Below are 11,213 nucleotides of genomic sequence, written 5' to 3'. Positions count from 1 at the left end.
GCACACCACCTCGTGGCCGACCTCGGCAAGCACAGCGGCCTGGACCAGACCGACATAGCCAATCCCAAACACCGTCAAATTCATTTGGTTCTATTTCCTGTCAAAGGCCGGACCGCAAAAGCGATCCGGCCGGTTCAGATATCCCGGGCTTGGCGGAATGTGGTATGCCGAATGCACCTCCTTCGCTTCATTCGATTGCGGGGCTCGCTTCGCGCCGTGGATCTGAAAAGCGTCTTGCTCATACGTTCCAGGCGGCATTTGCTTGCGAGTGAGCGGGCCTTCTTCGAAGGCTTGGGAGCGGCCGTTGCGAACTGCGCGTAAAGGGCTGCAGAGCGGCCCGACGGTCCGCCGTTTTTGGGGTGGATCGGTGGGAACCGCCGGGCCTAACCGACCTTATGCAGGTCGGCTGGGAACTCCCATATCAGCTGCAGCTAATGGTGACGCCCTTTGAACGAAGGACGTCCGGCGCTGGCTCGCATCTAAAAGCAGCATCGTGGATTTCGAGTGCCAGGCCCGATAGGCTACCGCAGCCGAGTGAATGTGCTCTCCGACCATAGTGTCGGAAGTTTCAGCAAAGATGGAGTGGGTCGTTGGGGTGGTTCAGCAAGCGCGAGCGGAACCGGATCACGAACCCTGTCAGCGGGCAGTTGCGGGTCGTGGCCTGTTCGCCATTCCCTGATGTGGCCGGCGAGGTGGTGCTCTATCCCAGGTGCGATATCGACGGGGTGATTACCGCAGAGCGCCTTGTGCCGACCGCGGTGCACTACAATGGCTGCAGGGTGCCTAAGTCGAAGTGGCCCCGCCCCGGAGCGGTGCTCCCGGTCACCGTGGACATCGCCGATCCGAAGCGGTTCAGGATCGAATGGGATCGGGTGCCGACTGGGCGGGAGGCCGCCGAAGGCCTCGCCGAACGTTTGCGCGCCGAGCAGCTGGGCGAGCCGCAAGCCGGCAAGTCCGGCGATCACGCCTTTCCCCGCGTCTGGCAGGAAGTGAAGCATGCCGCGTCGTCGCCGGCGCTGGTCAACGGCCTCACTCCGCAGCAGACGGAGCTTGCGCTTTCCGGTCGCGCTGCCGACGTCGGGCTGGTACCGACCACCGCGAAGGTGTTGGCTGCGCATGAGGTGGGGCAGAGCAGCGCGCCGGGAGGGACGTGGGACATTACAGTCAGGGTGATAGATCCGAACGGCGGGCAGGCTTGGGAAGCGGTGACCCGCATGTCGTTCAGCAGCCCCCAACGCCGCGGCCGGCGCACGACCACCGGTCTTGAATTGCCTGTCCTGGTCGATCCGGATAACCGCGACCGGATCATCGTCGACGTTTCGCGCCTCTCCTAGATCAGGATGACGTTTCGTCGAATCGTCTTCCTGATCTAACTCTTTGTTGGAGCATGATTCCCCGGCCATGCGGTCAGAGCGATATCAGCCAATGTCTTCAGCCGTGCCGTGCATGCTCCGTCACAAGCCTGTGCGGACATGCCCTGCACGACCGCAGAGTAAAAACGCGCCAGGGCATCGGTATCGGTGTCGCCGGCGAGCTCACCTTCGTTGACGGCACGGTCGAAACGCGTTTTCAGGCACTGGATGGAGGTCTCCCGCAACTTGGCGACGTGCCGGGCTACGGATTGGCTGTCTTCCGCATGCTGGAGAACGGCAGTTGAGACGATGCAACCGCGTGGCTTATCCGGATCGGTAATCCCCTCTGCGACATCGTAGAGATAAAAAGCAAGCGCGTCATAAGCAGACATCTCACTCCGCAGCGCCTCGGATCGGCGCTTGCTTTGATGCTCGATATTTCGATCCAGTGCCTGCTTATAGAGTTCTTCCTTCGAACCGAAGGTCGCATAGAGCGATGGCGGCGTCACCCCCATCGCCTTCGTGAGCTCGGCGATCGAGGTTCCTTCATACCCGCGCTCCCAGAAGAGCCGTGCTGCGGTCTCGAGACCGGCACTGCGGTCCAATATCCTTGGTCTGCCGCGTTTCCGGCTTGGCTGTGTCATTTTGTATCGTTCCCTATAAAAATATTGACAGGGAGGCTTTCCCGATAATTATATCGATCACTATATTAAATCGCAACGGAGTGCTCGATGTCTGGAAGACTGTCAAACAAGGTGGCTCTTGTCACGGGAGGTTCGCGGGGTATCGGGCGCGCCACGGCGCTGGCGTTTGCCAGAGAGGGCGCGGCGCTGATCGGCGTGCATTACGCCAGCAATACGGATGCGGCGGAGGCCACCATTCGCGAGATTGAAGCTCTGGGATCTCGCGGCGTCGCCATCAGGGCGGACTTGAGGCAGGGTAAGCAGGCCGCGGAAAGCATCTGGGCACAGTTCAAGGAGGCAGCGGCCTCGACTGAGGGCGAGCCACGGCTCGACATTCTCGTCAACAATGCGGGCATTGCGCCGGCGCTTCCACTTGCGCAAACCAGCGAGCCCATTTTCGACGAGCTGATGACGATCAATTTGAAGGCGCCGTTTTTCCTGATTCAGGCTGTCGCCGACCATATCCGTGACAACGGTCGCATTATCAATGTTTCAACAGGCTTCACGCGCGTCGCCGCTCCGAACCATCCTGCTTATGCAGCCTCGAAAGGTGCGCTCGAAAACCTGACTTTGGCATTGGCGCCGGCATTCGGCCCCCGTGGAATCACGGTGAATGCCGTTGTGCCCGGTGTTACCGACACCGATATGAATGCGCAGTGGCTGGCTGTTCCGGAAGCACGAGCCGGCGCGGAAGCGATGTCGGTGTTCTCGCGTCTCGGCCGCCCGGACGATGTCGCCGACGTCATCGCCTTCCTCGCATCGAATGAGGCGCGCTGGACGACAGGGCAGGTCATTGACGTAACCGGGGGTACTCGACTTTAACCGGCCGCCTATCGTCGTCCCGCAACCACTTGCCCCTCGCGGGTTTTACGCGCTCGCAAGGGGCAAGTGATACTGGCGAATTTCATCTATGACGCAAGAGCCTCGCGCGAGGTTGCTTGTGCGGGCGCGCGTGGTGCGGCCTGTTGTGGGGACGATGAACATGGTGCGGTCGATGCAGTCCTGGCCGGTGCAATCCGGGACGATGCAGCCCCGGGCGATGGATCCCAGGCCGCGATGGCCGATGCCAATGATGACGATGATTGTCGTGGAGCGCCGACCCGATCACCATGCCCGCTATCAAGGGAATGCCGATGCCGGCGGCCGCGGTGCCAAAATTACTGCCGGGCCTGTCGTGAAAGGCGAGAAACTGGGAAGACGCCCAGCCCGAGCGCTGACCATATCCAACTCTGCACCAGCCATAGCCATCCGTGCATCCTTCGACCGACACCGAGCTGCCGTTCGGAACCGCCGTCAAGACAGAATAGTTTGTCCCTGGACCAGAACGAAGATTCACGTTTGTTGTCACAATTGCATTGGCGGCATGGGCCACAGTCGCGGCAAACATTCCACATGCGAAGAACATGGACTTGACAGTCAATTTCATGGAACTTCCCAAGCTAGGATTGAATGAGGGGATTTACTTCGAGCACGTCTGCGCCTTCTGCGTCGCGCTTGAAAGGCGCCGTCGGTGCATTTCACCGGCGAAACCGGCAATCGGGCGGCAACTGGCCCGGACCAATATTTTCAAAGGTTGAGCCATGACACCGATCCGCAAGCAATCAACGTCGGTTAGGCAGGGAAGCTTGATCGGCGATTGCCTGTAAGATGCCTGCCCAACTCAAGCAAGATGTCAGGTATCGGGGGTTTCGCTATCCAAATCGCGCAAGGATATCTTTTTCGGCGATTTTGTCTGACGATCAACGGCTTGATGCCGTCAGCCGCTCCCAGACTAATACCCCCTGGCTTTTCTCAAGGTGGTTATCGGGCTCTCGCCATAGAGTTCTCGGTATTGAATGGAAAACCTTCCGAGATGAAGGAAGCCGTTGTCCAGGGCAACGTGAGTTACGGTCGTGTTGTCCCTTGGATAACGTAGGCTTCGATATGCCCTGGCGAACCGACGGCGTCGCAGATAGTCGAGAGGAGACATGTCGGTTCGGCTGCGGACAATCGTCTCGACCGTACGCAGAGCCAACCCGGTCTTGTCGCACATTTCCTGCAGGCCGACCGGCTTATGCTGATTTTCCTCGATGAAACGATCGATCTTGGCCATTGAGATCGTCTGGAGCTGACGCGCCATATGATCTGGCCTCATGGGAAGCTCACCCAAGGCCGATACCAGGGCCGCGACAATGCGGTCCCGAAGGATTTTGACACCTGGCAAAGCGGTGCTCTCCAGCTCCTGCGGCGTGTAGAGTGTGAGAAGTTGTCCTGCCGCATGATGCAATGCGCTTAATTGGCTGATCCGCGCAGGATTTGCTTCCACCGTCGTCGTCGGGGACAGCAACGCGGCTCCATAGTCGTGGCCCATCAAAGCGGCGGCGGCCTCTCGAAACGTCTCCCGGAAGATCGTGACGGTTCCAGCTTCGTAAAGACCGTATGTCCTTAGCACAGGCGTATGGCCGCCGATCCGCGACGCAATGGAACGGTTGTTGACTTCGCGCCCGTCCAGCAAAGCGGCGCTGCCTATGAGCGACGGAAGTATATAGACAATGCTGGGCGGGTTGTAGCCGGCGAGCTCGGAGCGAAATACCATCGCGCCGTCGGAACTCACGGCTCGAACGGAAACACCACCGCCAAAATTTGTGAATCGAATGCCTGCTTTGAAGGCTTGAGGCGCAAGAGGCAACGCTCCGAACCTTCCGCCTGGGATGGCTGCCGCGAACCGCTCGGGATCTTCAAATCTAAGGCGAAACGAATCGGCGGGCTCAAAGCTGTTAGCCGACAAATCCCCCTCCGATATGCCTGATGATTTAGTCTCGTCTAAATAACAAAGTTCAAGCTTCGTTGAAGCCGCTCAATAAATCAAGTCTCGGCGGAAATTGGATAGTAGGCCACCTAGGATCGACTTACCTTCCACTTTGTCATGCCGCAATCGGGTACGTGAACCGTTGGGCGTTCCAGTGGCTTAGCAAAGGCAACGATGGAAATGTCAGAAGATCAAGGGTTTAACGGCGGGATGACGCGCCGTGCGCTGATGGCCATGGCTGCGGCGGCGACGGCAACGGCGATCACGCCTGTTGCCTCCCTTGCCCAAGGCAATCCTGTTTTGCGCAACAATGAAGAGGGTCCCTACGATTTGGTGATCCGGCACGGCCGGGTGATCGATCCGGAAACGGGCCTGGACGCTGTGCGCGATGTCGGCATCAAGGACAATCGGATTGCCGCCATATCTGAATCGCCATTGCAGGGAGCGAAGGTTCTGCAGGCGGAAGGCCAGGTGGTCGCTCCCGGCTTCATTGATCTTCACGCGCACGGTCAGCAGCTTCCCGCCGCCTGGGTGCAGGCTTTCGACGGGGTGACCACCGCATTGGAACTCGAGTCCGGACTGCTGCCGATCTCGCGTTACTATGACCTTACTGCGAAGGAAGGCCGGCCCATCAACTACGGTGCATCGGTCGCCTGGACCTATGCCCGTATCGCCGAGAAGGAAGGGGTGGAGCCAGATGGCACGATCCTCTGGTTCCAGGCGGCCTTCTCCAAAGACAAATGGCAGAACTCAGTGGCGACGGACGAGGAGATCGACCGCATCATCTCTCGCGTCGAGACCGGCCTGCAGGAAGGCGGCATCGGTATCGGCATCAATGCGGGCTATGCGCCGGGCTATGGACGCAAGGAATATCATCGGCTTGCCGAGCTCGCCGCCCGCTATGGCGTGCCGACCTACACCCATATCCGCTACAACAGCGTCAAGGAGCCGCAAAGCGCGTTCGAAGCTTTCGAGGAACTGGTCGCGCTGTCGGCGGTGACCGGCGCTCATATGCATGTTTGCCACGTCAACTCGATGGCCGGTCGCGACATGGCAAATTGCGTGGCGCTTCTCAAGAGCGCGCAGGCGCGGGGCCTTCCGATCTCGGTCGAATCCTATCCTTATGGTGCGAGTTCGACGACAGTCGGTTCCGAAGGCTTCCGCGGCGACAACTGGCTGGAGCGCTGGGGCGCGTCCGACGCCTCGGTCATGGAGATGAATGGTCAGCCGCTCGATCAGGCCAAGATCGACGAGCTTCAGGCGTCGTCTCCAGGCAGCGTGGTCGTCTTCCATTTCCTCCAGCCCGACAAATCGGAAGCCGACCAGGCGCTGCTCGATCTTGCCGTGCTGTATCCGGGTGGCTCGATCGCCTCCGACGCCATGCCCTGGCAGACCGCGGCTGGTGGTCTGGTCGAGGGAGATGTATGGCCTTTGCCAGAGGGCGCCTTCGCGCATCCGCGATCCACGGGCTGCTTCTCACGCTTCCTCGCCCGCTATGTCCGCGAGCGCAAGGCGCTTTCCCTTTCCGACGCATTGGCCAAGATGAGCCTCTATCCGGCGCGGATCTTGCAGACCTCCGTGCCGCAGATGTTGCGCAAGGGGCGCCTGCAGGTTGGCGCCGATGCCGACATTGTCGTGTTCGACCCCGCAACGGTGAAAGACAACGCCACCTTTGTCGAGCCGACACGTCTGTCCACCGGCTACCGCCATGTGGTCGTCGACGGCGTGCCTATCATCGAGGAGGCAAAGCGCATCGCCGATGCGCGTCCGGGACGCCCGATCCGGCGTCAGGTATGACAGGCGACGGTCCCGTGACGACGCCGGGTTCCGGTGACGCTGGTCACCGGATTTTTGGGGGGCGGGCAAGACCACGCTGATCAACAGGCCAGCAAAGCGTCGCTGCTTATGAGCGCCGGAAGTATATAGACAATGCTGGGGGGGGTGTAGCCGGCGGGATCAAAGCTGTTAGCCGACAAAATCCCCTCCGATATGCCTGATTTAGTCTCGTCTAAATAACAAAGTTCAAGCTTCGTTGAAGCCGCTCAATAAATCAAGTCCGTGCGGAAATTGGATAGTAGGCCACCCGGGATCGACTTACCTTCCACTTTGCCGCAATCGGGTTCGTGAACCGTTGGGCGTTCCAGTGGCTTAGCAAGGGCAACGATGGAAATGTCAGAAGATCAAGGGTTTAACGGCGGGATGACGCGCCGTGCGCTGATGGCCATGGCTGCGGCGGCGACGGCAACGGCGATCACGCCTGTTGCTTCCCTCGCCCAAGGCAATCCTGTTTTGCGCAACAATGAAGAGGGTCCCTACGATTTGGTGATCCGGCACGGCCGGGTGATCGATCCGGAGACGGGCCTGGACGCTGTGCGCGATGTCGGCATCAAGGACAATCGGATTGCCGCCATATCTGAATCGCCATTGCAGGGAGCGAAGGTTCTGCAGGCGGAAGGACAGGTGGTCGCTCCCGGCTTCATCGATCTTCACGCGCACGGCCAGCAGCTTCCCGCGGCCTGGGTGCAGGCTTTCGACGGGGTGACCACCGCATTGGAACTTGAGTCCGGACTGCTGCCGATTTCGCGTTACTATGACCTTACCGCGAAGGAAGGCCGGCCCATCAACTATGGCGCATCGGTAGCCTGGACCTATGCCCGTATTGCCGAGAAGGAAGGCGAGGAGCCCGATGGCACGCTTTCCTGGTTCCAGGGCTCCTTTTCCAAAAGCAATTGGCAGAATTCGCTCGCAACGGACGAAGAGCTGGACAACATTATCGCCCGTGTCGAAAGCGGCCTGCAGGAAGGCGGTCTCGGTATCGGCATTAATGCGGGCTATGCGCCGGGCTGTGGCCGTAAGGAATATCATCGGCTGGCCGAGTTGGCTGCCCGCTACGGCGTGCCGACCTACACCCATGTCCGCTATGGCAGCGTAAAGGAACCGAGGAGCGCATTCGAGGCGTTCGAGGAACTGGTCGCGCTGTCGGCGGTGACAGGCGCACATATGCATGTGTGCCACGTCAACTCCATGGCCGCCAGCGACATGGCCGCTTGCGTCGGGCTTCTCAAGAGTGCGCAGGCGCGAGGCCTATCCGTTACGGTTGAATCTTATCCCTACGGCGCCGCCTCGACATTGGTCGGCGCGGAAACCTTCCGTGGCTCCGATTGGACGGAGCGATGGGGCGTGACTGGACCTTCGGCCATGGAACTCAACGGCCGGCCGCTTACCCAGGCCGAGATCGATGAACTCCAGCAATCGGCTCCTGGCACGGTCGTCGTCATGCACTTCCTGAGCCCGGATAAGTCGGAAACCGATCGGGCGTTGCTCGATCTTGCCATTCTCTATCCGGGCGGCTCAATAGCGTCGGACGCCGTGCCATGGCTCACCAAGGGTGGCGAATTGATCGAGGGCGATATCTGGCCCTTGCCGGAGGATGCCTATGCGCATCCCCGCTCCACTGGCACCTATTCGCGTGTCTTGTCCCAGTATGTCCGCGAGCGCAAGGTGCTCTCCCTTTCCGAAGCATTGGGCAAGATGAGCCTCGAGCCGGCACGCGTGCTGCAGACCTCTGTGCCCCAGATGCTGCGCAAAGGTCGTCTGCAAGTCGGCGCCGATGCCGACATTGTGGTATTCGATCCCGCGACGGTGCAGGACAACGCCACCTTCGTCGAGCCGGCACGTCTGTCCACCGGCTACCGCCATGTGGTCGTCAACGGCGTGCCTATCATCGAGGAGGCAAAGCGCATCGCCGATGCGCGTCCGGGACGCCCGATCCGGCGTCAGGTATGACAGGCGACGGTCCCGTGACGACGCGCCAGGTTCCGGTGACGCTGATCACCGGATTTTTGGGGGCGGGCAAGACCACGCTGATCAACAGGGTGCTTCGTCAAGCCGATGGGCTGCGCCTTGCCGTCCTCGTCAACGATTTCGGCGCGGTCAACATCGACGCGGAGTTGATCGAAGGCGCGGCCGAAGAGATCATTTCCCTCAAGAACGGCTGCATCTGCTGCAGTCTGACGGGCGGATTGTTGGCGGCTGTAAGCAGCGTGCTGCGCCGCCCGGACCCTCCGGATGCGATTGTCGTCGAGGGCTCAGGCGTCACCGACCCCCTGGAAGTGGCGCGCGCCCTTTCCGATCCCGAGCTGCAACGCTACGCGCCGCTCGACGGCATCGTGACGGTTGTGGATGCGGCTGGATTGGCCAACCTCGATGGGGAGGCCCTGGAACTTGCCCAACGGCAGATCGCGACAGCCGATCTGGTGCTGTTGAACAAGGCCGATCTGGCCGATCGGTCGATGCTTCAGGCCGCGGAAGCTCATCTCATGGCATTGGCACCCGGCATCCGGATCATTCGCTGCACAGACGCGGAAGTGCCGCTTTCCGTGGTGCTGGGCCCGGCCGGGTCGAATGCGGGAGCGGGCTTCAAGTGCGAGGCTGTCGATATGTCTACCGCGCTCGCGCAAGAGGCGTTCGAAAGCATCGTGATTGAACGATCGGATCCAATCGAGGTGCAACGACTGCACGATTTGCTGTCGCGACTGCCTGAACGTGTCTATCGCGTCAAAGGCATCCTTCACTTGGCCGAACGACCACAAACGCGCTGCATTCTCCAGGCTGCCGGTCGCAGAGCATCGATCACAGTGGGTCGGCCGTGGGCCGACGAGCCTCCCGGCAGCCGTATCGTTTTCATTGCAGCGAAAGGCGCGCTCGATCGGTCGCTGATTGAAAGGTGGTTGGACGGTGCGTCCATGATGAAACCCCGGCGCGACGCGCTGGTAGCCTGAGATATGGGTGCGGAGGAACCGCGGTGGTTTTTCGACTTGGCGAGAAATATCAAAACTACGTCTGCTCAAACGGCTGCGTCTGCGGAAACCCGCAAGAGTGGGCGAGCGCTCTTTCCCGGCGCAACTTTCTGCTGAGCGGCGGGGCGGCCGTCGCCGCTGCGCCGGTCATCCTGGCCGCGGGTTCGTCTCCGGCCGCCGCTCAGGCTTCCGAAGCTTCCGCGCCGGCAGGCAAGGTCTCCTCCAAGCTGGTTGCCAAGGTCAACGAAACCATCGATGCCGACAAGGATCGCTTGGTCGCTATTTTCAAGGATATCCATCAGAATCCCGAACTGGGATTCATGGAGGTCCGCACCTCAGGCATCGTCGCCGAGCAGCTCTCCGACCTCGGCTTTGAGGTCGTGACAGGCATCGGCAAGACCGGCGTGGTCGCCGTCATGCGCAATGGCAAAGGCCCCGTTGTCATGTTCCGCGCCGACATGGACGCCAATGCTGTCCAGGAGGAGACCGGCGTCGACTACGCGTCGAAGGTGCGTGTGAAGCGCGATGACGGGCTTGAGGTTCCGGTGGCGCATATGTGCGGACATGACGCGCACGTGACCTGGATGCTGGGCATGGCGCGCGTCATGACCAATATGCGCGACCAATGGAGCGGCACGCTCGTGCTGGTCGGGCAACCGGCCGAAGAACCGATCGCCGGCGCGAAAGCGATGGTCGACGATGGCTTGTACAAAGTCGCGCCGAAGCCTGATTACTTCCTTGCGCTGCACACCGCACCGGTACCGACCGGGATGGTGGGTATGCGCGGCGGCATGATGCAGGCCGGCACCGACCAGATCGACGTGACGTTCCGGGGTGTCGGCGGGCACGGATCGACACCGCAGCTCACCCGCGACCCGGTGGTCATGGGCGCCTACGCGATAACCGAGTACCAGGCTCTGGTTTCACGCGCCATCCCGCCCCTTGAGACTGCGGTGGTGACCGTGGGATCGTTCCAGGCCGGAACGGACAACAACGTCATCCCCGATACGTCTCTCTTGAAGGTCAACCTGCGCTTTTTCTCGGAAGAAACACGCCAGAAGCTGATCAAGGGCATCCGTGCCATCAATGAGGGTATCGCCCGGACCTACGGCATGCCGGAGGATCAGCTGCCGACAATGGTCATGAAAGGAAATTCCCCACCGCTTGCGAATGATGAAGCTCTCATCGAACGGATGGTGACGCCGCTTCGCACGCTGATCGGTGAAGATAAGCTCCTCCTCGGTATTCCACCCGTGACAGGCTCGGAAGATGCCCACGTTCTCGTCGCGCCGCATCCGGACACGAAAATCGCCTACCTATACGTTGGCGTCGCCGACGAGCGGGCTATGGCCGCGGCAACGAAAAAGGGCGAGATGCTTGCCTTCGCGGCCCACGGTCCCCACTATCGAGTGGATCCCGCCTCAATTCCAGCGGGCGCCAAGGTCGCCACGGTTTGCGTGCTGGAGTTGCTGGCGAAATAAAGCATGTCTCCCGAAGTGGGAACCGGTTTCGGGAGACATGCGTAGAACCAAAAAACCTAAAGCGCGTGGAGCGAATCTGAAAGATCGCGCTTTAGCGCCAAAAATCCCGG

Annotated in this window: 10 protein-coding genes; 6 read left to right on the top strand and 4 right to left on the bottom strand. The window is 60.7% G+C overall.

From position 1 onward, the window contains the following. A partial coding sequence (locus RFM41_RS06780) for a hypothetical protein (protein ID WP_320319255.1) occupies positions 1–84 on the bottom strand: 84 nt, incomplete at its 3' end. Positions 85–590: 506 nt separating this feature from the next. On the opposite strand from RFM41_RS06780, the gene RFM41_RS06775 reads away from it, so the two are divergent. Next, positions 591–1,334 carry a hypothetical protein gene (locus RFM41_RS06775; RefSeq protein ID WP_320246213.1) on the top strand — a complete coding sequence of 248 codons (744 nt, stop codon included), beginning with the start codon at positions 591–593 and terminating at the stop codon, positions 1,332–1,334. Between the two features lie 35 nt (positions 1,335–1,369). Here the strand turns inward: RFM41_RS06775 and RFM41_RS06770 are convergent, their stop codons facing one another. Continuing rightward, positions 1,370–1,996 carry a TetR/AcrR family transcriptional regulator gene (locus RFM41_RS06770; RefSeq protein WP_320246214.1) on the bottom strand — a complete coding sequence of 209 codons (627 nt, stop codon included), beginning with the start codon at positions 1,994–1,996 and terminating at the stop codon, positions 1,370–1,372. Between the two features lie 87 nt (positions 1,997–2,083). On the opposite strand from RFM41_RS06770, the gene RFM41_RS06765 reads away from it, so the two are divergent. Beyond that, positions 2,084–2,857, top strand: a complete 774-nt coding sequence (locus RFM41_RS06765; RefSeq protein WP_320246215.1) for an SDR family oxidoreductase — start codon at positions 2,084–2,086, stop codon at positions 2,855–2,857. An 82-nt stretch (positions 2,858–2,939) separates the two neighbouring features. Here the strand turns inward: RFM41_RS06765 and RFM41_RS06760 are convergent, their stop codons facing one another. Beyond that, positions 2,940–3,422 (bottom strand): SH3 domain-containing protein, encoded by a 483-nt coding sequence (locus tag RFM41_RS06760; protein ID WP_320319254.1) that lies wholly within the window; start codon positions 3,420–3,422, stop codon positions 2,940–2,942. Between the two features lie 384 nt (positions 3,423–3,806). Further along, complete coding sequence (locus tag RFM41_RS06755; protein WP_320246217.1) at positions 3,807–4,802, bottom strand: helix-turn-helix domain-containing protein; 996 nt, start codon at positions 4,800–4,802, stop codon at positions 3,807–3,809. Positions 4,803–5,033: 231 nt separating this feature from the next. Here RFM41_RS06755 and RFM41_RS06750 point away from each other — a divergent pair, with 231 nt between their 5' ends. The 4 genes from RFM41_RS06750 (at position 5,034) to RFM41_RS06735 (ending at position 11,103) form a co-directional block, all read left to right on the top strand. After that, the gene (locus tag RFM41_RS06750) at positions 5,034–6,620 is read left to right on the top strand and encodes an amidohydrolase family protein (protein ID WP_320246218.1); all 1,587 of its coding nucleotides are present in this window, start codon (positions 5,034–5,036) and stop codon (positions 6,618–6,620) included. A 366-nt stretch (positions 6,621–6,986) separates the two neighbouring features. Then, a complete protein-coding gene (locus tag RFM41_RS06745) occupies positions 6,987–8,609 on the top strand; it encodes an amidohydrolase family protein (RefSeq protein ID WP_320246219.1) in 1,623 nt (540 codons plus the stop codon). A gap of 14 nt (positions 8,610–8,623) precedes the next feature. Continuing rightward, on the top strand, positions 8,624–9,604 hold the full coding sequence (locus tag RFM41_RS06740; protein ID WP_320246220.1) for a CobW family GTP-binding protein: 981 nt from the start codon (positions 8,624–8,626) through the stop codon (positions 9,602–9,604). Between the two features lie 23 nt (positions 9,605–9,627). Further along, a complete protein-coding gene (locus tag RFM41_RS06735) occupies positions 9,628–11,103 on the top strand; it encodes an amidohydrolase (RefSeq protein WP_320246221.1) in 1,476 nt (491 codons plus the stop codon). Positions 11,104–11,213 lie beyond the last annotated feature (110 nt).

Origin of the sequence: Mesorhizobium vachelliae, assembly GCF_033977325.1 — a bacterium.
Taxonomy (GTDB): domain Bacteria; phylum Pseudomonadota; class Alphaproteobacteria; order Rhizobiales; family Rhizobiaceae; genus Mesorhizobium; species Mesorhizobium vachelliae.
The sequence above is the reverse complement of the archived record's forward strand: the minus strand, read 5'-3'. Positions and strand labels throughout refer to the sequence as shown.